This is a genomic window from Pseudoxanthomonas sp. UC19_8, assembly GCF_042700505.1.
In the GTDB taxonomy this organism is placed as follows: domain Bacteria; phylum Pseudomonadota; class Gammaproteobacteria; order Xanthomonadales; family Xanthomonadaceae; genus Pseudoxanthomonas_A; species Pseudoxanthomonas_A winnipegensis.
In genome coordinates this window covers 3009970-3029798 of the sequence record NZ_CP170559.1, presented here as the reverse complement: position 1 = coordinate 3029798, position 19829 = coordinate 3009970, and the positions used below count along the sequence as shown (strand labels likewise).

At 68.7% G+C, this 19829-nt stretch carries 17 protein-coding genes; 10 read left to right on the top strand and 7 right to left on the bottom strand.

The window, feature by feature from the left end; translation table 11 throughout:
• Positions 1–7 precede the first annotated feature (7 nt).
• The gene (locus ACFJIT_RS13390; protein WP_130515392.1) at positions 8–493 is read left to right on the top strand and encodes a low molecular weight phosphotyrosine protein phosphatase; all 486 of its coding nucleotides are present in this window, start codon (positions 8–10) and stop codon (positions 491–493) included.
• A complete protein-coding gene (locus ACFJIT_RS13385; protein WP_379653868.1) occupies positions 490–2739 on the top strand; it encodes a polysaccharide biosynthesis tyrosine autokinase in 2250 nt (749 codons plus the stop codon). The genes ACFJIT_RS13390 and ACFJIT_RS13385 overlap by 4 nt, the downstream gene beginning before the upstream one ends.
• 180 nt (positions 2740–2919) lie before the next feature.
• On the opposite strand, the gene ACFJIT_RS13380 is transcribed toward ACFJIT_RS13385, so the two are convergent.
• From ACFJIT_RS13380 to ACFJIT_RS13360, 5 genes are all read right to left on the bottom strand, one after another.
• On the bottom strand, positions 2920–3177 hold the full coding sequence (locus tag ACFJIT_RS13380) for a hypothetical protein (RefSeq protein WP_379653867.1): 258 nt from the start codon (positions 3175–3177) through the stop codon (positions 2920–2922).
• Positions 3178–3252: 75 nt separating this feature from the next.
• The gene (locus ACFJIT_RS13375) at positions 3253–3429 is read right to left on the bottom strand and encodes a hypothetical protein (RefSeq protein WP_379653866.1); all 177 of its coding nucleotides are present in this window, start codon (positions 3427–3429) and stop codon (positions 3253–3255) included.
• A 34-nt stretch (positions 3430–3463) separates the two neighbouring features.
• Entirely contained in the window at positions 3464–4552 is a 1089-nt protein-coding gene (locus tag ACFJIT_RS13370) for an exopolysaccharide biosynthesis polyprenyl glycosylphosphotransferase (RefSeq protein ID WP_379653865.1), read from the bottom strand.
• On the bottom strand, positions 4549–5523 hold the full coding sequence (locus ACFJIT_RS13365) for a GlxA family transcriptional regulator (RefSeq protein WP_379653864.1): 975 nt from the start codon (positions 5521–5523) through the stop codon (positions 4549–4551). Before ACFJIT_RS13365 ends, ACFJIT_RS13370 begins: the two co-directional genes overlap by 4 nt.
• 203 nt (positions 5524–5726) lie before the next feature.
• Positions 5727–6911, bottom strand: coding sequence for an EAL domain-containing protein (locus ACFJIT_RS13360; RefSeq protein WP_379653863.1), 1185 nt, complete (start codon positions 6909–6911; stop codon positions 5727–5729).
• A 915-nt stretch (positions 6912–7826) separates the two neighbouring features.
• Here ACFJIT_RS13360 and ACFJIT_RS13355 point away from each other — a divergent pair.
• The 6 genes from ACFJIT_RS13355 to ACFJIT_RS13330 all read left to right on the top strand — a co-directional run bounded on the left by ACFJIT_RS13355 (position 7827) and on the right by ACFJIT_RS13330 (position 14161).
• Positions 7827–8429 carry a recombinase family protein gene (locus ACFJIT_RS13355; RefSeq protein ID WP_130523682.1) on the top strand — a complete coding sequence of 201 codons (603 nt, stop codon included), beginning with the start codon at positions 7827–7829 and terminating at the stop codon, positions 8427–8429.
• A 51-nt stretch (positions 8430–8480) separates the two neighbouring features.
• Complete coding sequence (gene pncB / locus ACFJIT_RS13350; RefSeq protein WP_379653862.1) at positions 8481–9665, top strand: nicotinate phosphoribosyltransferase; 1185 nt, start codon at positions 8481–8483, stop codon at positions 9663–9665.
• A 141-nt stretch (positions 9666–9806) separates the two neighbouring features.
• A complete protein-coding gene (locus tag ACFJIT_RS13345; RefSeq protein WP_337054246.1) occupies positions 9807–11531 on the top strand; it encodes a DUF1800 domain-containing protein in 1725 nt (574 codons plus the stop codon).
• A 13-nt stretch (positions 11532–11544) separates the two neighbouring features.
• Positions 11545–13005 carry a DUF1501 domain-containing protein gene (locus tag ACFJIT_RS13340; protein WP_286576594.1) on the top strand — a complete coding sequence of 487 codons (1461 nt, stop codon included), beginning with the start codon at positions 11545–11547 and terminating at the stop codon, positions 13003–13005.
• A 78-nt stretch (positions 13006–13083) separates the two neighbouring features.
• Positions 13084–13611 carry a peptide deformylase gene (gene def / locus ACFJIT_RS13335; protein WP_130523163.1) on the top strand — a complete coding sequence of 176 codons (528 nt, stop codon included), beginning with the start codon at positions 13084–13086 and terminating at the stop codon, positions 13609–13611.
• Between the two features lie 88 nt (positions 13612–13699).
• The gene (locus ACFJIT_RS13330) at positions 13700–14161 is read left to right on the top strand and encodes a DUF2501 domain-containing protein (protein ID WP_379653861.1); all 462 of its coding nucleotides are present in this window, start codon (positions 13700–13702) and stop codon (positions 14159–14161) included.
• Between the two features lie 281 nt (positions 14162–14442).
• Here the strand turns inward: ACFJIT_RS13330 and ACFJIT_RS13325 are convergent, their stop codons facing one another.
• A complete protein-coding gene (locus tag ACFJIT_RS13325) occupies positions 14443–16860 on the bottom strand; it encodes a membrane-bound PQQ-dependent dehydrogenase, glucose/quinate/shikimate family (RefSeq protein WP_379653860.1) in 2418 nt (805 codons plus the stop codon).
• A gap of 282 nt (positions 16861–17142) precedes the next feature.
• On the opposite strand from ACFJIT_RS13325, the gene ACFJIT_RS13320 reads away from it, so the two are divergent.
• Positions 17143–17301 (top strand): hypothetical protein, encoded by a 159-nt coding sequence (locus tag ACFJIT_RS13320; RefSeq protein WP_379653859.1) that lies wholly within the window; start codon positions 17143–17145, stop codon positions 17299–17301.
• Here ACFJIT_RS13320 and ettA read toward each other — a convergent pair.
• Positions 17283–18944 carry an energy-dependent translational throttle protein EttA gene (ettA, locus tag ACFJIT_RS13315; protein WP_379653858.1) on the bottom strand — a complete coding sequence of 554 codons (1662 nt, stop codon included), beginning with the start codon at positions 18942–18944 and terminating at the stop codon, positions 17283–17285. The genes ACFJIT_RS13320 and ettA overlap by 19 nt on opposite strands.
• A 237-nt stretch (positions 18945–19181) precedes the next feature.
• Here ettA and ACFJIT_RS13310 point away from each other — a divergent pair, with 237 nt between their 5' ends.
• Positions 19182–19718 carry an RcnB family protein gene (locus ACFJIT_RS13310; protein ID WP_379653857.1) on the top strand — a complete coding sequence of 179 codons (537 nt, stop codon included), beginning with the start codon at positions 19182–19184 and terminating at the stop codon, positions 19716–19718.
• Positions 19719–19829: the final 111 nt, after the last annotated feature.

Below are 19829 nucleotides of genomic sequence, written 5' to 3'. Positions count from 1 at the left end.
TCCGCGCATGGCCGACGGATCCGTGCTGAGGCTGGCGGTGTGCTGCCGCATCAACCTCGTTCGCAGCCCGATGGCCGAGGCGGTGCTGCTCGCGCGGCTGGGGGCGACGGGCGAGGTGCAGGTGCGCTCGGCCGGGCTCGAGGCGATCACCGGCCTGGAGCGTCCGCGCGGCGTGCTGGATGTGCTGGAGGCGGCCGGCTATCCGCCTCCGCCGAGCGCCTTCAGCCGCCGCCTGGACGCGCAGCTGCTGCAGTGGGCCGATCTGGTGCTGGTGATGGAAGCCAGCCAGCGCCAGACGCTGCTGCGTCTGGCCCCGGCCGCGGCGGCCAAGGTCTGGCGCCTCGGCCACTGGCAGGCCACCGAGGTGGCCGACCCTGACGGGCTGGCGCCGCAAGCACTGGCCGCCACCCTGAGAACGATCGAGACCTGCGTCGGCAGCTGGCTGCCGCACCTGCAATCCCCTCTTCACCAGAGCGACCCGATCCGCCCATGAGACCCACCACCCCACCAGTCGCCGACAGTCCTGAAGAGGACGAGGTCAATCTGCTCCTGCTGTTGCGCAATGTCTCGACGCATCGCCGGTTGTTCCTGCTGGTGGCCGGCGGCGTGTTTGCCCTGGCGCTGGTGTACCTGCTGTCCGCGCAGCCGACCTACCGGGCCCAGGCGCTGCTGCAGATCGATGAGGACCAGGGGTCCATGCTCGGTGCGTTGTCCGATGTGGCCGGCGCGCTGAATCTCAACAAGTCCATCGACGGCGAGCTGGACATCCTCACCTCGCGCACCGTGATGGGCGAGGCCATCGACCGCACCCAGGGGCAGCTGGACATCGAGCCCAGGCACCGCATTCCGGTCCTGGGGCGCCTCTATGCGCGCCTGGCCACGCCGCCCAACGGATTGGCCGATCCTCCGCTGGGCCTGTCGGAGTTGCCCTGGGGGGGCGAGCGCCTGCGTCTGGCGCATTTCGAAGTGCCGCGTGCGCTGTACGGCAAGCCTTTCGTCCTGACGGCCGGCGAGGACGATGCCTGGACCCTGAGTTCGCCCGACGGCGAAGAGGTCGCGCGCGGCAGGCTGGGACAGCGGGTGGACTTCAACGTCGATACCCGCTTCGGCCCGGGACGTGGGTCGATCCAGGTCGAGGAACTGCGCGCGCGCAGCGGCGTGAGCTTCGGCGTCACCGCCTCGTCGCTGCAGACCGCGTTCGAGGAGATGGGGCGCCGGGTCAAGGCGACGGAGACTTCCAAGGATTCTTCGATGATCGAGCTGACGGTGAGCGGCAGCGACGCCGAGCGCACCGCCGACTTCGCCAACGCCCTGGCGCGCGCCTATGTCGCGCTGAACATCCGTCATCGCGCCCAGCAGGCGCATCTGAGCCTGCAGTTCCTGGAGCACAGACTGCCGGCGCTGCGCGCGGAGCTGACCCGTGCCGAGGACGCGCTCAACGCCTACCGCATGCGCAGCGGCACCATCGACGTGGAGCAGCAGAGCGAGGCCCTGCTGACGCGCGTGGTCGAGCTGACCCGCCAGCAGACCCTGCTGGAACTCAACCGCGAGGCCAGCGCGCAGCAGTTCCGTCCCACCCATCCGGCCATGCGCATGCTCGAGGCGCAGCACGCGGCCGTGGCCGAGGCGCTGTCGCAGGCCGATGCGCAGATCCGCGCGCTGCCCGCCTCGCAGCAGGAGTACCTGCGCCTGGCGCGGGATGTGGCGGTCGATACGCAGCTCTACACCGCGCTGGCGGCCAACAAGCTGCAGCTGGAGGTCGCCGAGGCCGGCACCACCGGCACGGCGGCCATCATCGACCCCGCGCTCTCTCCGGAGCGACGCCATTGGCCCACGACGTTGCCGGTGCTCGCCGGCGGTCTGATGGGCGGCCTGCTCATGGGCTTCCTGGCCGTGCAGGTGCTGGCCGGCATGCGCCGCGCGCTGCACGACCCGCTGGAGGTAGAACGCCTGAGCGGCGCCCCGGTCTACGCCGTGGTGCCGGAGAGCAAGGTGCAATCGCGCATGACCCGCGTGCGCGGCGGCAGCGAAGACCCGCTCTACCATGCGCTGCTGTCGCGACAGTCGCCCACCGATCCAGGCGTGGAGGCCTTGCGCACCCTGCGCAGCACCTTCCGCCTTGCGCTGCGTGAGGCGGGGCGTACCGCGGTCGTGTTCACCGGGCCCACCGAGGGCGTCGGCAAGACCTTCGTCACCGCCAACTTCGCCTATCTGTTGACGCTGACCGGCGTGCGCGTGCTGTTGGTCGACGGCGACCTGCGGCGCGCCGGACTCGGGCGCTATTTCCCCGATTCGGTCGCAGCGCCAGGCCTGTCCGATGTCCTGGCCGGGCAGGACACGCTGGAGGCCGCCATCCAGCACACCGACCAGGAAGGGCTGGACCTGCTGCCTTCCGGGCGCCATCGGGTCTCCAACCCCGGCGAACTGCTGGCGCGTCCGACCCTGGACGTCGTGCTGCGCGAGGCCGAGCAGCGCTACGACTATGTGATCGTCGATTCGCCGCCGGTGCTGCCGGTCGGCGATGCCATGACCCTGGCCCGCGCCTGCGGCGCGGTCTTCATCGTCAGCCGCTACGAGCTCACCAATGGACGGCAGCTGGTCCAGACCCTCAAGCGCCTGACCCAGGTCGAGGCGAAGATCTGCGGCCATGTCTTCAACGGCCTGCGCGCCAGCCGCTATGGCGATGGATACGGCTACGGCTATGGGTACGGAACCTACGGCGCGGACCCCAAGCGCTGAGCCCGGTCATGCGCGCAACGGCATCGGCCCTGCGCGCGTGCCCGGACAGGCATCGCTGCAGGGCGGCGCCCGCAGGAAGATCTCGGATCGGTGAGGCGAACGAGCACGTCAGGGCGCTGGCTTCTCGCGCAGCGCCACTCGCCGGCCGCTGGCGCGCCCGGAGGACAAGACGATCGCGTGTCAGCGACAGCCTTCGCCGACGTTGCCCAGCGTCTCCAGCGTCGGTGCGGCCAATCCCGGAAGACGCTGCAGGTTCATCGCACCGGGCAGCAGCCCGTTGGCCAGCTCCGCGCCGAGATCGGCCGTGCGCAGCGCATTCCTTCCCTGCGTGGCACGCTTGGCCAGGCCGGTGCCGTGGCAACCGAGCGAGATCGCAGCCGGATCCTGGATCGCGGATGGATCCTGTCCCGAGCGCCGGCCAGGCGCGCGCCCGGCCATCCCGGATGGCAGCGAGGTGTCGATACCCGGGATGGCCTGCTTCTGCTGCTCGGGCGAGGTCAGCCCGATGGCCTGCTAACTGGCACGGATCAGCGCCATGTACGGGTCTGGAGACGTGCGCCGCCCGGTCCGCGGCAGCAGGGCGGGATCGCGCGCCAGACCGAGGCCGGGCGTCTGCAGCGGGGTGAGGGCAGCGGCGGCTTCCTGCGCGTGGCCGGGCGCGATGCCGGCCGCGCAGAGCGTCAACGCCAAGGCGGCCGCCGTCGCCGCGCCGATCGAGCAGGGCCTAATAGGCATTGCGATGCACCAGGCCCTTGTGCACGGTCATCGCCACGATCTTCAGGTCCAGCGCCAGCGTGCGATGCTGGATGTAGTGCAGGTCGTGGGCGACGCGCTCGCTCATCTTCTCCAGGCAGTCGATCTCGCCCCGCAGCCCGTTGACCTGGGCCCAGCCGGTGATGCCCGGCTTGATCCGGTAGCGATACATGTAGTCGCGCACCAGTTCCTTGTACTGATTGTCGTGCGGAAGGGCGTGCGGACGCGGCCCCACCACCGACATCTGTCCCTTGAGGACATTCAGAAACTGCGGCAACTCGTCCAGGCTGGTGCGGCGCAGGAGCCGGCCCAGACGCGTGACGCGCGCATCGTTGCGGCGCGCCTGGCTCAACGTGCCGGGGCCTTCGCTGTGGACGCGCATGGTGCGGAACTTGTAGATCGTGAAGCGGCGCCCGTCGGCGCCCATGCGCTGTTGCAGGAACAACGCCGGGCCGGGCGAGTCGATCCGGATCGCGAGCGCGATCAGGGCCAGCAGCGGCGCCAGCATCAGCAGCACCGTGGCGGAGAAGGCCAGATCGAAGGCGCGCTTGCCGAGCGGATGGCGCGCCTGCCAGGGCATGCCGACCAGATGGATCCCGCCGGCGCCCGTGCCGGCGCGCGTCTGGTCCAGCCGGGCGAGCGGGTAGGCGCGCAGATCCGGAATGAAGCGGATATCGACGAAATCCTGGCGGAACTCCTGCACCAGCCGCTCCAGCGAAGCGGCCTGATCCAGCGGCGCCAGCAGCCAGAGCTCGCGGATGGCGCCGCCGCGCAGCAGCGAGCGGAACGTGTCGAAGTCGCCGATCACCGGCAGCCCCTCGCGTTGCGCGCCGGTGGCCGCGCCTTCCTCGTACACCAGCGCCGGTCGATAGCCGGGCCCCGGCCTGCGCAGCAGCTGCGGCAGCAGCAGCGTCGAATCGGCGCTGACCATCAGCGCCACCCGGCGCGCGCGGGATCCGAGCTGGCGTTGCCAGGACTGCGCGGCGCTCAGCCCCAGGCGCGCCAGGGACAGCGCACCGGCGGCCTCCATCGTCGTCAACAGCAGCGCATGCGAATTCATTGGACCGGACTCCGATTGAAGCGTTGCGGTGCGACGGCCCGGGCCCTGGTGCCGGCGCGATACTCGCCCGGGCTGCGCGCGAGGTGCTTGCGGAAGATCTTGGCGAGTCTGCCGCCATCGCCGATGCCGCAACGCCGCGCGATCTTGTCGATGGGCAGGTCGGTCTCGGTCAGCAGCTTGCAGCTGCGGCGCAGGCGCACGCCCAGCAGATAGTCCGAAGGCGTCATGCCCAGTTCCAGCTTGAAGCGACGCAGGAAGTTGCGCTCGCTCATGGCCACCGCGTGCGCGGCATCGGCGATGCTGACCGGCTGCTCGTGGTGGGTTTCCAACCAGCGGGCCGACGCCAGGATCTGCTCGGTCACGCGCGTGCGCGCCACCGGACGCAGGACTTCCGGCTCGGCCGGTGCCTCGGTCTGCGCCGGCCCGTGCAGCTCCAGGCAGCGCGCGGCGACCAGCTCGCCCAGGTCCGCGGCGATCATCGTCATGGCGGCGGCGAACGCGGTGCGCTGTTCGCCGGTGCTCTTCACGAACAGACCCGCCGCTTCGATCAAGCGCCGGCCCTCGGCGATCGGCACGATCATGACGCCCAGCTCGTGCTGGTCCCGCAGCCACTGGCATAGCCGCGGGCTGGCCTCCAGCGTCGCCGTGCCCACGCCACCGGCCACGAACACGACGCGCAGGCGCTGCCCGCGCGGGGGAGGCAGGCGTTCGGTGGCCACATGCATGCCCGAGGCGCTGGCCACGGTGCCACCGGATTCGGACAGCAGCACGGGCATGTAGAGGCGTTTGAAGCCCGAGGCGCGCTGCTCGATGGCATTGGCGGTACACAGCAGGTCGATCAGGGCCACCACGTCGGCCAGCCCGAAGCCGTCGAAGACGACCAGGCCCAGACGATGTGAGAGGTTCAGTCGCTCGGCCGGGAAGGCGGGCAGGCGGCTGACGGACGACTTGATTCCGGTGATCACGCTCATGTTTTCCCCTTGAAGCTCTGGACGAGCCGCCCTCCCGCGCGGCCCGCAGTTCGCGCCCGGCCCGCCGGCTCGCGGCGTGGCCGTGGCTGATGTCCCGCCCTCCCAGCGGGTCTTTGCAAGCGCGCGGTCCCCGTTGCTCATTGCGGCCGAGCAGAAGGACCTGGCTCGCCCAAGCGCTTGTGCTGCGGCCGCTCGTCCCCCGATCAGGCCGCGCTTCTACAGACCGGCGGCAGGCAGACGCGCGACGGCGGCCAGGCCCCCGCGGGTCGCGCGATGGCCAGGCCTTGCAGGCAGTTGACGCCGCCGGCCAGGGCCACTGCGGTGTCGCTTGCGCGTTCGACGCCTTCGGCGACCACGTACGGCGCGATGCTTCCGCCTAGCGCGACCAGGTGCGAGAACTCGCGCGCCCCGGTGATGCTGCGCATCGCTTCGGCCAGGAGCGTGCCGCTGATCTTGACCACCTGAGGCAGGATCTGGCGGACGAAGTCCAGCCGCGTGTGGCCCTCGCCGAAGTCATCGATGGCGATCTGGCAGCCCAACGCGCGCAGGCGTCCGACGAAGGTCTTGGCCGACTCGAAGTCGCCCAGCGGTGCCGTCTCGGTGATCTCCAGCGTCAGCCTGGCGGCGACGGTCGGCTGCTCCTGCAGCCTTGTGAGCGGCCCATGCCACCAGGCGTCGTCGACGAGACTGTGCGAGGACAGGTTGCAACCGGCGTGCAGGGTGGGCTCGCGCTCCAGGCGCTCGATCACCGCGTCGAGCACCACACGATCCAGCAGCCTGACCAGGCCCAGACGCTCCATGGCGGCGACCAGGCCGGAAGCGCCGATGCCGGGCTGGTCCAGTCGCAGCAGGGCCTCCTGATACAGCGAGGCGTCGCGTCGATCGCCGGCGTTGCGTCGCATGATCGGCTGGAAGGACAGGCCGACCTCGCCGCTGCGCAAGGCCTCATGAAAGGCCAGGGCCAGGGCCATGTCCTTCTCGTAGCGCTCGCGCCAGATCCAGCCGCACTGGACCGGTTCCAGGATCGGCGCGCGGCCGCCCAGGCGCTCCAGCTCCTGCGGCGGATAGGGCCCGGAGGTCGAGCTCAGCCTGACTTCGCCGACCGTGACCACCGGCAGCGCGCGCTGCCCCAGGTGCTCCAGCGGCAGACCCGCGAGCTGGAGTTGCCAGTGCTCGGCGAAGGACCCGGCCTCGGCGATCCACGCGACGAAACGACGATCGCCCGCCTGCTTGATCGAATGGCCGGCCAGATGCATGCGCCACTGCAGCGCGGCCAGGGCCGCACGCGCGAAGGTCTCGCCGTAGGTCGCCGCCAGGTGGTCGCGGTTATGCAGTTCGACCAGCAGATGGCAGCCCGATGCCGGCGGCGGAAGCTCGATGCGGCTCATGCGCCGCTCCCCAGGCAGCCGCGTGCGTCCTCGGCCCGCTCACCTCCTGGATCGCGGGCAGACCACCGCGATACGCCGGCTGACGCGCGTACGAAAACGGTCCTTTCTGGAAGGATCGGGGCGCGTGAAGGAATACCGCGGATAGCTTGAACTCTTGGCGATCAATTCGACATGAAAAGTGCTGGGACAGAAAGGACCATTTCTGTCAAATGTCGATCCGCCACCGCCACCCTCCGAAGCCCGAGCGCAACCCCGGATCAAGATGCCCAAGGCGCATCGCGTACAGGCAGGCAGGGAAGAAGACGCGCTACACCCGATTTCGTGGCCGGGGGCTCGGAACGTCCTGGGAGGCCGAGCGACTCGGCGTCCGGCCGATCAGGACGCGATGGCCAAACCGCGCAGGCGCGGTGCGTGCGTTGCTTGTCAAGGCAGCTGCGTCACTGCAGGAGGGTGACTGCCTTCGCTGTATCGGCCGCGAAGTCGCCGATCGGAACGCGGAGTCCCCCATCCTATTCATACAACGCATAATCACGGTGTTCGTGGATTCCGCGGCCTGGCCCAAGCAGGGCCCAGGCGGCGGAACAGTCAATCAGGGGGGGGCAGGCGCGTGCCCCATTACGCCGTCAGGCCTGGTCCTGACGGCGTGGTCTACGCGTGCACTGCGTGCGACCGGCGGAGCCCGATGCCACCTGGTGGGCAGTGTTGGAAGACCATGCTAAGAGCAAGACAGAGCGACCAGACACGACATGCGACATTGACGGAACAAGAGTTGGGCAAGCGCAGGCCGCAGGTTCGCACAGGCGACTGCGCATGCTTGACCCATGCCATGTTCGAACGCTGTCTTCTCTGGATTTTCCGCTGGATCCGCAGATGTGGTCCCACCCGGCGCGGTTGGCAACACTGGGGGGCATCACCATGATCATCGGCTACGCGCGCGTCTCGACGGGCGACCAGAATCTCGACCTGCAGATCCTGGCGCTCAAGGCCGCCGGTTGCACCAAGATCTATACGGACCAGGGTGTCTCGGGCAGGCACGGCAGCCGCCCTGGCCTGCACAAGGCGCTGCGGCGACTCAAGCCGGGTGGGAAGCTCGTCGTCTGGAGGTTGGACCGGCTTGGCCGCTCGTTGATCAATCTGGTCCAGCTGCTGGATGTGCTGGGCGAGCGCGACATCTGCTTCCAGTCCCTGACCGAGAGCATCGACACGGCCTCATCGGGAGGCCGCCTGGTGTTCCACATCATGGCCGCGCTGGCCGAGTTCGAGCGCTCGCTGATCAGCGAGCGGACGCGAGCCGGCCTGGCCGCGGCGCGTGTGCAGGGCAGGAAGCTGGGCCGAAGGCCATCGCTGACGGTCGAACAGTGCGTGGAAGCCAGCGAACTGGCACAGCTGCGTGGCTGGGACTCGAAGCAGCTGGCCAAGCATTACGGCGTCCACCCGCGCACGCTGGCCAGACTGATGGCGCAACAGCAGGACCAGGTGGAGCCGGCGTTGATGAAGGGCGGGCGCGTGGTGGACTAGCGGCGCGGGCGTCGACGCCATCGCCGTGCCCGCGCGGTGCACAATGGCCGCATGATCATCCAATCGCTGCTCGACACCGACCTGTACAAGTTCACGATGATGCAGGCGGTGCTGCATCAGCACCCTGCCGCGCAGGTGCAATACCGCTTCAAGTGCCGCACGCCGGGCATCGACCTGGCCGCGCACCTGGACCGCATCTGGGAGGAGATCGACGCGCTGTGCGCGCTGCGCTTCACCGCGGACGAGCTGGACTACCTGCGCGGGCTGCGCTTCGTCAAGCCGGATTTCGTCGACTTCCTCGGCCTGTTCCACTTCGATCGCAAGTACATCACCCTGCGCGCCTCGGACCAGGTGCCCGGCGAGATCGCGCTGGAGATCGAGGGGCCGTGGCTGCACACGATCCTGTTCGAGGTGCCGCTGCTGGCGATCATCAACGAGGTGTACTTCGATGCGCTGGGGCAGGGCGATCTGGTCGAAGGCGAGCGCCGGCTGCAGGCCAAGCTGGCGCGCCTGCGCGCCATCCCCGACGCGGCCGGCTGCGCCATCGCCGACTACGGCACGCGCCGGCGCTATTCGCGCGCCTGGCACGCACGCCTGCTGCCGCAGCTGCGCGACGGGCTGGGCGAGCAGTTCGTCGGTACCAGCAACGTCCACTTCGCCTACCGGTACGGCATGACGCCGCTGGGCACGATGGCGCACGAGTGGCTGCAGGCCTTCCAGGCATTGGGCCCGCGCCTGCGCGATTCGCAGGCCGCCGCGCTGGAGGCCTGGGCGCGCGAGTATCGCGGCGACCTCGGCATCGCGCTGAGCGACGTGGTCGGCACCGATGCGTTCCTGCGCGACTACGACATGTACTTCTGCAAGCTCTTCGACGGCATGCGCCACGACTCGGGCGATCCGCTGCGCTGGGGCGAGCGGATGCTGGCGCACCTGGCCGCCAACCGCGCCGATCCGCGCGCCAAGACGCTGGTGTTCAGCGACGGCCTGGACGTGGACCGGGTGGCCGAGCTGTACGCGCACTTCAAGGGGCGCTGCCGCCTGGCCTTCGGCATCGGCACCAACCTGACCAACGATCTGGGCCCCAAGGCGCTGAACATTGTCATCAAGATGACGCGCTGCAACGGCCAGCCGGTGGCCAAGCTGTCCGACTCGCCCGGCAAGAGCATGTGCGACGACCCGGGCTATGTGCGCTATCTGCGGCAGGTCTTCGGGCTGCCGCCCGAGCAGGATCTGTGACCTGCGGCAAGCTTTCGATCACCAGCAACTTGGCGGACTTGACACCTATTTTGGCGTAATTTTCACTCTGTCTTGACGCCGCAGCCGACGGCGATCATCCGCCGCTTCGGGCGGATCAGGGGTGGCGCCGGGGTGCTCGACATGACGCTTGTACGTGCGGCTGCCACGCTGTGGCTGCTGCTCCTTCTGGCTGGCTGCGGCGGCGGCGGCGGCGGCGGGTCGTCTTCGGCCTCGTCCTCGCCCTCCACGCCGGTCACCACCCCGACCACGCCCAGCGACAAGCCGACCACCGATGCGGAGGCGGCGCGCTTTCTGACCCAGGCCAGCTTCGGCCCGACCAAGGCCGACATCGCCCGCGTGCGCCAGATCGGGTACGGCGCCTGGATCGACGAGCAGATCGACGCGTCCAAGACCGCGCCGACGCTGATGGAGCCGCACATCCTGTCCATCCCGGTGGCCAGCCTGAGCTACGCCGAGCGCCGCAACTACTGGCTGTGGCAGGCGGTGACCGCCAAGGACCAGCTGCGCCTGCGCATGGGCTTCGCGCTCAGCGAGATCTTCGTGGTCTCCGACCGCGACTACAACACGGCCAACTTCGGCCGCATCGCCAACTACCAGGACATGCTGGACAGCAATGCGTTCGGCACCTACCGCGACCTGCTGGAGAAGGTCACCCTGCACCCGGCGATGGGCACCTACCTCAGCCACATCCGCAACCGCAAGGCGGTCAGCTACAAGAACGGCCAGGGACTGACGGTCACCATCGTCCCCGACGAGAACTATGCGCGCGAGGTGATGCAGCTGTTCTCCATCGGCCTGGTCCAGCGCAACGCCGACTTCACCGTCAAGACCGATGCCTCGGGCAACACCATCCCCACCTACGACCAGGCGGTGGTGAGTGCGATGGCGCGGGTGTTCACCGGCTGGTCGATCAATGGCGCGACCAAGGACACCTTCTACAAGGGCCTGCCGGACAACGACGCCAAGCCGATGACCTGCGTGCCGGACTACCACGACGACCAGCCCAAGACCATCTTCAACGGCATCGTCATCGCCGAAGGCAACGACTGCACCAAGACGCTGGCCAAGGCGCTCGACGCGCTGGCCAGCCATGCCAACACCGCGCCCTTCATCAGCCGCCAGCTGATCCAGCGCTTCGTCACCAGCAATCCCAGCCCGGCCTACGTGGGCCGCGTGACCAAGGTGTGGGCCAGCTCCAACGGGGATCTGGGCAAGGTGATCAAGGCGATCCTGATGGACACCGAGGCGCGCACCGCGCCGGCCGCCACCGACACCAGCTACGGCAAGCTGCGCGAGCCGCTGATCCAGCTGACCACGCTGTGGCGCGCCTTCGACGCCAAGTACGTGCCGCGCGACGACGGCCAGTACGCGTTCTCCTTCGGCGCGTCCTACGACTTCAGCGTGTCGCTGGGCCAGGACTCGCTGCGCTCGCCGTCGGTGTTCAACTTCTTCTCGCCCGACGCGCGCCTGCAGGCCGCCGATGGCGTCGATGGCCTCTATGCGCCTGAGTTCGACCTGCTCAACGACTCCAGCTTCGTGAGCACCTTCAACGAGGTGTGCAACGCCGCCTGCGGCAATCTGAAGACCGCCGCGCCGACCGCGCGGACCAACGCGCCGGTTCTCGACGCCACCAGCCTGCAGGCGCTGGCCGATGCCGGCAACCACGCCGGCATGGTCGATGAGATCTCCGCGCTGCTGTTCGCCGGCAACCTGTCCGCCGACACCCGCGCCACGATGATCGACATGCTCAACAAGCTGCAGACCGAGAAGCGCAGCAGCGCCGAACGGGTGCAGTCCCTGGTCCAGCTGGCGCTGGCCTCCCCCGATTTCGTGATCCAGCGATAGGAGCCGCACGAACATGTCTCGACAGGTCAATCAGGACCGCCGGACCTTCCTGCGCTCGCTGCAGCTGATGTTGGCCGGCGGCGCCGTCGCCGCGACCCTGCCGCAGTTCGAACTGGTCGGCCGCGCGCTGGCGCAGAGTTCCACCGCGGTGGGCACCGGCAACTACCGCGCGCTGGTGTGCATCTTCCTGTTCGGCGGCAACGACTCGTTCAACATGCTTATCCCGCATGTGCAGACCGAGTACGACGTCTACCTCAAGAGCCGCGGCGGCGTGTACGACGCGGCCGCCAACAGCCAGGGCCTGGGTATCGCCCGCGACGCGCTGCTCAAGGTCACCGACACGGCGGGCAAGGCCTGGGGCCTGCACCCGGCCTGCGCCGGCATGAAGACCCTGTTCGACAACCGCGAGCTGGCGTTCATGGCCAACGTCGGCACGCTGGTGCAGCCGACCACCAAGGCCGAGTACACCGCCAAGGCCAAGCGCCTGCCCTACAACCTGTTCTCGCACAACGACCAGCAGGCGCTGTGGATGCGCGGCGAGTCGGAGCTGCGCAGTTCCAACGTCGGCTGGGGCGGCACCCTGGGCGAGCGCATCAAGGGCGCCAACAGCGGTGGCTTCACCGCGCTGCCGCCGACCATCTCGCTGGCCGGCAACAACCTGTTCCAGACCGGCACCTCGATCTCGCCCTATGTGATGTCCACCGGCGGTCCGGCGGCGCTGCGCAACTTCGAGAACGTCAACTCCACGCCCGACCGCATCCGCCGCGAGGCGCTGGCCGCGCTGGTCAAGCATCGCTACACGCCGCTGATGCAAGACCAGTACGCGCTGCAGGGCGAAAGCGCGATGCTGATCGGCAGCACGATGCGCACCGCGCTGGATGCGAACAACGGCGGCGACATCGCCACCGTGTTCCCGTCCGGCAACGGGCTGGCCTCGCAGCTGCGCATGATCGCCCGCTCGATCAAGGCCAGCCGGACCAGCGCGCTGGGGCAGAACCGGCAGATCTATTTCGCCAGCATGGGCGGCTTCGACACCCACGACGGGCAGATGGTCGCCAACGGCCAGCCGCGGCTGCTGGGGCAGGTCTCCGATGCGCTGTTCGCCTTCCGCAACGCGCTGGTGGAAATCGGCGCGCTCAACGACGTGGTCAGCTTCACCAACAGCGACTTCGCCCGCACGCTCAACAGCAATGGCAATGGCACCGACCACGCCTGGGGCGGCGTGCAGCTGATGATGGGCGGCCCGCAGTCCTCCGGCGGTCCGCTGGCCGGCGGCCGCGTGTTCGGCAGCTATCCGATCCTGGAGTTGAACGGCGACCAGGCGGTCGATCGCGGTCGCATGATCCCGACCACCTCCACCAACCAGTTCGGCGCCACCTTCGCCCAGTGGATGGGCGTGGGCGCCTCGGACCTGGCGGCGATCTTCCCGGGTCTGGGCAACTTCGCCAGTCCGACGCTGGGCTTCCTGGCCTGACCCGGCGCCACGCGCCAGGTGCGGGCCGGCCGGGCCGGGCTTAAGCTCGGGGCTTCCGAAGTCGCAGGAGTCGCCCCGATGATCCGCAACATCGTCCGCATGGGAGCCCCCGTGCTGCTGGCCCGGGCCGAGCCGGTCGAGCACTTCGCCACCGGCGAGCTGCGCGACCTGGTCGATGACATGTTCCAGACCATGGACGAGGCCGGCGGCGTCGGCCTGGCCGCGCCGCAGGTGGCGGTGAGCAAGCGCGTGATCGTGTACGGCTTCGAGCACAACGCGCGCTACCCCGACGCGCCCTCGGTGCCGCGCACGGCGCTGTTCAATCCGCTCATCGAACCGCTCACCGACGAGCTGGAGGACGGCTGGGAGGGTTGCCTGTCCATTCCCGGCCTGCGCGCGGTGATTCCGCGCTATCGGCGGATCCGGGTCAGCGGCTGGAACGCCGGCGGCCAGCGCGTGGAGCAGGTCGCCGAAGGCTTCCATGCGCGCGTGATCCAGCACGAGGTCGATCACCTGGACGGCATTCTGTATCCGTCGCGGATCAAGGATTTCTCCACGTTCGGGTTCACCGACGTGCTGTTCCCGGAGATCGGCGAGGGCAAGTGAGCCGACGCACGCCACATGCGGCAAGGCACGGCATTAACGCCACGCTGCTAGCCTGCCGGCCTGTCCACGGATCTTGCGAAGGTAGGCCATGAAGACCACGCCCCATTCCCTGAAGATCGCGCTGATGCTGGGCGCGCTGGCCTTGGCTGGCGCCGCGCAGGCGCAGGATTTCGAGCAGTTGCTCAAGCAGCACACCGGCCAGGCGGCGCCGGCCGGCGGCGAGGCGGCTGGTGGCCTGGGGGCGCTCGGCGGGCTGTCGCTGCCGGCGATCGGTGACAACACCGCCGGCAATGCCGCGGGCGTGCTGCAGTACTGCGTGCAGCGCAAGTACCTCAGCGCCGATGCGGTCAGTGGCGTCAAGGACAAGCTGCTGTCCAAGTACGGCCTGGGCGGCGCGCAGAAGCCGGAGCAGTCGCCGGACTATCAGCGCGGCCTGATGGGCGTGCTCAAGGGCGAGGGCGGCCAGTCGTTCAACCTGGACGCAGTCTCGGGCAAGCTCAAGGACAAGGCCTGCGACTACGTGCTGAACAACGCCACCAAGCTGATCTGAAGGTGGGAGCCGCCCTTGTGGCCTTTTCGGCCAATGGCGGCGATGGGACATTACCGGGAAGAGCCTATCGCCACCGACTCCCGTAGAGCGGAGCTTGCTCCGCTGCGTTTCGGCCGGATCACAGGGAAGCTCCAGCGGAGCAAGCTCCGCTCTACAGGAGAGCTGGTCGCTGCCATCCAAAACAAAGGCCGCCCGCGGAGCTCTGCAGGCGGCCTTTGCTTCGGTTGCAACGCTCGGTTTAGAACGCCGGCGCCCCTGAGTGAGGGCGCCGGGAATCTCCATCACGGCAGCGAGTAGGCCACCAGCGCGTCGCTGATCGGGGTCTCCATGAAGTGGTGGCCGCCGGCCATCTGCACCACATACTGCTTGCCGTTGACCGTGTACGTCATCGGGGTGGCCTGGCCGCCGCCGGGCAGCACCGAGGTCCACAGCACCTTGCCGGTCTTCAGGTCGATGGCGCGCAGCAGGTTGTCGGTGGCCGCCGCGACGAACACCAGTCCACCGGCGGTGATCGCCGGGCCGCCGTTGTTGGGCGTGCCGATCTGGATCGGCAGGCCGGTCGGCAGGCCGAGCGGGCCGTTGGCGCGGGCCGTGCCCAGCGGCTGCTGCCAGATCACCTTCTGATCGTGCAGGTTGATCGCGGTGATCATGCCGTAGGGCGGCTCGTTGCACAGCGTCTTGAGGCCCGGGACCATGAAGGCCGACACCGAAATCGCATACGGCGTGTCCTCCATCGCGCCGGGGCCTTCGGCGCCGCCCTTGCCGGGCGTGTAGCGCGGATCGTCGATCGAGTACAGGTCCTGCGCGTCGGCCTGCTTGCGCGGAATGTAGTGCTCGTACATCGGGGTGACGTTCCAGTTGGCCACCAGGATGCCGCGGGCCGGGTCGTAGGCCACGCTGCCCCAGTCGCTGCCGCCGTTGTAGCCGGGGAAGACGATCCACGGCTGCTTGAGCTGCGGCGCGGTGAACTCGCCGGTGTAATGCGCCTGGCGGAACTTGACCCGGCAATACAGCTGGTCGAAGGGCGTCATGCCCCACATGGTCGATTCCTTCAGGTCCGGCATGCCCAGACGCGGCATCCCGGTCGACCACGGCTGGGTGCTGGCGCGGCTCTCGCCGGGCACGGTCACCTTGGTGTCGGCCGGGCGTTCCTCGACCGGCAGGAGCGGCTTGCCGTTGCGGCGATCGACCACGAACAGCTGGCCACGCTTGGTCGGGATGATCATCGCCGGCACCGGCGTGCCGCTGTGGTCGGGGAAGTCCAGCAGCGTGGGCTGCGAGCCGATGTCATAGTCCCAGGTGTCCTTGTGCACGGTCTGGAACACCCACTTCTGCTCGCCGGTGGTCGCATCCAGCGCCACGATCGAGGACGCCACCGCGTTCTCGGCCGGCGTGCGCAGCTGGTCGTAGTAGTCGGCGGCCGAGTTGCCGGTGGGGATGTAGATCAGGTTGAGCGCGTTGTCGCCGGCCATCGGGCCCCAGGAGTTGGGCGTGCCGCGGCTGTATTCCTGGCCCGGGCCGGGCTCCTGATGCCACACCGTGCCGGGATGGTTGACGTCCCAGGCCCACTTGAACGCGCCGGTCTCGGCGTCATAGCCGCGGATCACGCCCGAGGGCGCCCAGCGGCGCTGGTTGTCCAGCACCTGGTGGTTGAGCGAGATGGTGCCGTTGACCACCACCGGCGGCGAGGTCACCGCCAGCTGGCCCGGCACCGACTTGCCCATCCCGGTCAGCAGGTTGACCGTGCCCTCGCTGCCGAACTGCGCGCAGGGCTGGCCGCTGGCGGCGTCCAGTTCGATCAGGCGCATGTCCAGCGTGGCCACGATGATGCGCGCATGGCAGCTCTGGCCCTCCGGCACCGCGTTGGAGACGAAGTAGGTCACGCCGCGGCAGGCGGCGGTGTAGGGCACGTTCTCGTACTTGACCCCGGAGACGAACTTCCAGATCTCCTTGCCGGTGGCCGGGTCGAGCTTGGACACGTTGTTGGTCGCCGAGCACACGTACAGCCCGTCGCCGATCATCAGCGGCGTGTTCTGCGCGCCCCACTTGTTGGTCTTGCCCGGGGGCGGCAGATCGCCGGTGTGATAGGTCCAGGCGACCTTGAGCTTGCCCACGTTCTGCGGGGTGATCTGCGCGGCCGGCGAATAGCGGGTGGCATCGGTGTCGCGGCCGTAGGCGGCCCATTCGCTGTCGGCCTGCGCGGCGCGGGCCTTGGCGTTGTCGCCGGCGGCCAGCGGGGCCTGCGGCGCGTCATCGCCGTGTTCGACGTATTGGGTGCGGAAGACCAGCGCGAAGGCGATCGCCGCGAACACGATGCAGCCCGCCGCCGCCAGATAACCGTGCTTGCGCAGCCGGCCGGCCGACAGGCGCGGCACCATCAGCGCGACGAAGAAGCCCAGCAGGGTGATGTAGCCCATGCGCGGCACCCAGCCCCACAGGCGGGTGGCCGATTCGACCAGGGTCATCACCAGCGCGAGCAGGAACACCACGCCGTAGAGCTTGGCGCCCCACAGCCGGCCGGCGAACAGCAGCACGCCGCTGATGAGCATCAGCACGCCGTTGACCAGGTAGTACCAGGTGCCGCCCAGCGACAGCAGATAGGCCCCGGCCACGGCCAGGATCAGGCCGGAGACGGCGACGATGACAGCGACGATCTTCTGCCAGAGAGGGAGCCCGGGACGGGGCGCGGCAGTGTTCATGCACAACTCCAGATCATGGCCAGGGCCATGGTGTTTCACTCGCTGACGCCTGTCCCGAAGCGGATCGAAGGGGAGTCAGGCTGCGTCGCCGGCGAGCTGCATCTGCGGTCTTCCGTCGCACGCAGCGACGCACGGAACGCAGGACCACACGCCTTGGCGTGCGGCGCGATTCTAGGAAGGGCGCATGCGAGCGGGCCGTGAATTTTTCGACAGTTGCGACGCGGAGTTCCACTTGCATGCATCACGCGCGCACGCCGAAAGCCGCATCCGGTCTGGGAATGGATGCGGTTGAGGTGGGATCAGATACGTGGCGTGCAGCAGCAGGGCGGCGTGGGCCGCGCGCTGCTCTCGGCCCCGTTGCGTGCGCAGATCCAGGGCCCCGATGCGCCCATGGCCGCATTCAGCGGCCATGGGGCGATGCCTTACTTCAGCGCCTTGTAGCGCAGGCGCTTGGGACCGGCGTCGTCGCCGAGGCGGCGCTTCTTGTCTTCCTCGTATTCGCGGTAGTTGCCCTGGAAGAACTCCACGTGCGAGTCGCCCTCGAAGGCGAGGATGTGGGTGGCGATGCGGTCCAGGAACCAGCGATCGTGGCTGATCACGAAGGTGTTGCCCGGGAACTCCAGCAGCGCGTCTTCCAGCGCGCGCAGGGTCTCGATGTCCAGGTCGTTGGACGGTTCGTCGAGCAGCAGCACGTTGCCGCCCTGCAGCAGGGTCTTGGCCATGTGCAGGCGGCCGCGCTCACCGCCGGACAGCGAGCCGACCAGCTTCTGCTGATCCTGGCCCTTGAAGTTGAAGCGGCCGATGTAGGCGCGCGACTGGATCTCCACGCCGTTGATGTTGAGGATGTCCAGGCCGCCGGAGATCTCCTGGAAGACGTTGTGGTTGCCTTCCAGCGCATCGCGGCTCTGGTCCACGTAGGACAGCTGCACGGTCGGGCCGACCACGATCTCGCCCGAGTCCGGCTTCACCTGCCCGGTGATCATCTTGAACAGCGTCGACTTGCCGGCGCCGTTGGGGCCGATGATGCCGACGATGGCGCCCGGCGGCACCAGGAAGCTGAGGTCGTCGATCAGCAGGCGGTCGCCGAACTTCTTGGAGACGTGCTTGAACTCCATCACCGCATTGCCCAGGCGCTCGCCCGGCGGGATGAAGATCTCGTTGGTCTCGTTGCGCTTCTGGTAGTCGACCGACTGCAGCTCTTCCAGTCGCGCCAGGCGCGCCTTGCCCTTGGTGCGGCCGCCCTTGGCGTTCTGCCGCGACCATTCCAGCTCCTTCTGGATCGCCTTCTGGCGGGCCTTTTCCTGGTTGTCTTCCTGCTTCAGGCGTTCTTCCTTCTGGGTCAGCCAGTCGGTGTAGTTGCCCTTCCACGGGATGCCGCGGCCGCGGTCCAGTTCGAGGATCCACTCGGCGGCGTTGTCCAGGAAGTAGCGATCGTGGGTGACGGCCACCACGGTGCCGGAGTAGCGCGCCAGGAACTGCTCCAGCCACTCCACCGACTCGGCGTCGAGGTGGTTGGTCGGTTCGTCGAGCAGCAGCATGTCCGGCTTCTGCAGCAGCAGGCGGCACAGCGCCACGCGGCGCTTCTCGCCACCGGAGAGCTTGCCGACGATGGCCTCCCACGGCGGCAGGCGCAGCGCGTCGGCGGCGATGTCCAGCTGCTGCTCCAGCGTGGCGGCGTCGCCCGCGGCCAGGATCGCCTCCAGGCGCTCCTGTTCCTTGGCCAGCGCGTCGAAGTCGGCGCCTTCCTCGGCATAGGCGGCGTACACCGCATCCAGCGCGGCCTGGGCCTGCAGCACCTCGCCCACGCCTTCTTCGACGGCCTGGCGTACGGTGTGTCCGGGGTTGAGCTCGGGCTCCTGGGCCAGATAGCCGACCTTGATGCCCGGCTGCGGGCGGGCCTCGCCCTCGAAGTCGGTGTCCACGCCGGCCATGATCTTCAGCACCGTCGACTTGCCCGCGCCGTTCAGGCCGAGCAGGCCGATCTTGGCGCCGGGGAAGAAGCTCAGCGAGATGTCCTTGATGATCTGCCGCTTGGGCGGGACCACTTTGGACACGCGGTTCATGGTGTAGATGTACTGCGACATGGGGTCTCCGACGAGGACGCAGCCGCGCCGTCACGCTTGGGACTCCAGGCGCGCGACGCTGGCGGGAAAGGGATGCGCACAGTATAGCGGGCCGGGCCACGCGGGCGCCTCGGGGCCGAAACTGAACAGGGGGTGGTGGGCGTCGTGAACGGCGATTTTTGTAGCCGTTTCCAGCCAGTTTCCGTTCACTGGCCCGGCGCATCATCGCATCGTGCCTCGAAGCACTGGAGACCCCTCATGAAGCGCACGATCCTGACCCTGCTGAGCATTCCCGTCCTTGCCATGTCGCTGGCGGCCGCGCCGGCGATGGCGGACGACTGGCGCCACGGCCCGCCGGGCCCGGGCGCTGGCCCCGGCGGCCCCGGCCCTGGCCCTGGTGGTCCGCGCGGTTGGGCCGACCGCCACGACGAGCGCCGCGATCGCCACGACCGTCGCGATGCCTACCGCGATGGCTATCGCGACGGCCGCTACAGCCGCCCGGTGGTGGTCGAGCGCAACTACTACCGCGGTGGTTACTACCGTCCGGGCCCGCCGCCGCCGGTGTACTACCGCCCGGCCCCGCCCCCGGTCGCGTACTACCGCCCATACGGCTATGAGCGAGGCTACCGCTATGTGAACTATTACAGCGGTCGGCCGATCGTGGTGAACGACTACGATTACTACGGCGTGCGTCGTCCGCCGCCGGGCTACCACTGGATCCGCGACGATCGCGGCAACCTGATCATGGTCGCCATCGCCACCGGGATCATCACCGACCTGCTGCTCAACCGCTGAGCCATCGGCCGCAGGGAAGCAACAAGAGGGCGCGCCCCACCGGCGCGCCCTTTTTGTTTCTGTGGGAGCCGGCATGCCGGGGCGATAGGGCTCGACCAGCGCTCGCAAAGG

Coding starts and splice junctions, on each gene's coding strand:
- ACFJIT_RS13390 (WP_130515392.1), top strand. CDS start 8: ATGGCCGACGGATCCGTGCTGAGGCTGGCGGTGTGCTGCCGCATCAAC.
- ACFJIT_RS13385 (WP_379653868.1), top strand. CDS start 490: ATGAGACCCACCACCCCACCAGTCGCCGACAGTCCTGAAGAGGACGAG.
- ACFJIT_RS13380 (WP_379653867.1), bottom strand. CDS start 3,177: ATGGCCGGGCGCGCGCCTGGCCGGCGCTCGGGACAGGATCCATCCGCG.
- ACFJIT_RS13370 (WP_379653865.1), bottom strand. CDS start 4,552: ATGAATTCGCATGCGCTGCTGTTGACGACGATGGAGGCCGCCGGTGCG.
- ACFJIT_RS13365 (WP_379653864.1), bottom strand. CDS start 5,523: ATGAGCGTGATCACCGGAATCAAGTCGTCCGTCAGCCGCCTGCCCGCC.
- ACFJIT_RS13360 (WP_379653863.1), bottom strand. CDS start 6,911: ATGAGCCGCATCGAGCTTCCGCCGCCGGCATCGGGCTGCCATCTGCTG.
- ACFJIT_RS13355 (WP_130523682.1), top strand. CDS start 7,827: ATGATCATCGGCTACGCGCGCGTCTCGACGGGCGACCAGAATCTCGAC.
- pncB (WP_379653862.1), top strand. CDS start 8,481: ATGATCATCCAATCGCTGCTCGACACCGACCTGTACAAGTTCACGATG.
- ACFJIT_RS13345 (WP_337054246.1), top strand. CDS start 9,807: ATGACGCTTGTACGTGCGGCTGCCACGCTGTGGCTGCTGCTCCTTCTG.
- ACFJIT_RS13340 (WP_286576594.1), top strand. CDS start 11,545: ATGTCTCGACAGGTCAATCAGGACCGCCGGACCTTCCTGCGCTCGCTG.
- def (WP_130523163.1), top strand. CDS start 13,084: ATGATCCGCAACATCGTCCGCATGGGAGCCCCCGTGCTGCTGGCCCGG.
- ACFJIT_RS13330 (WP_379653861.1), top strand. CDS start 13,700: ATGAAGACCACGCCCCATTCCCTGAAGATCGCGCTGATGCTGGGCGCG.
- ACFJIT_RS13325 (WP_379653860.1), bottom strand. CDS start 16,860: ATGAACACTGCCGCGCCCCGTCCCGGGCTCCCTCTCTGGCAGAAGATC.
- ACFJIT_RS13320 (WP_379653859.1), top strand. CDS start 17,143: ATGCGGTTGAGGTGGGATCAGATACGTGGCGTGCAGCAGCAGGGCGGC.
- ettA (WP_379653858.1), bottom strand. CDS start 18,944: ATGTCGCAGTACATCTACACCATGAACCGCGTGTCCAAAGTGGTCCCG.
- ACFJIT_RS13310 (WP_379653857.1), top strand. CDS start 19,182: ATGAAGCGCACGATCCTGACCCTGCTGAGCATTCCCGTCCTTGCCATG.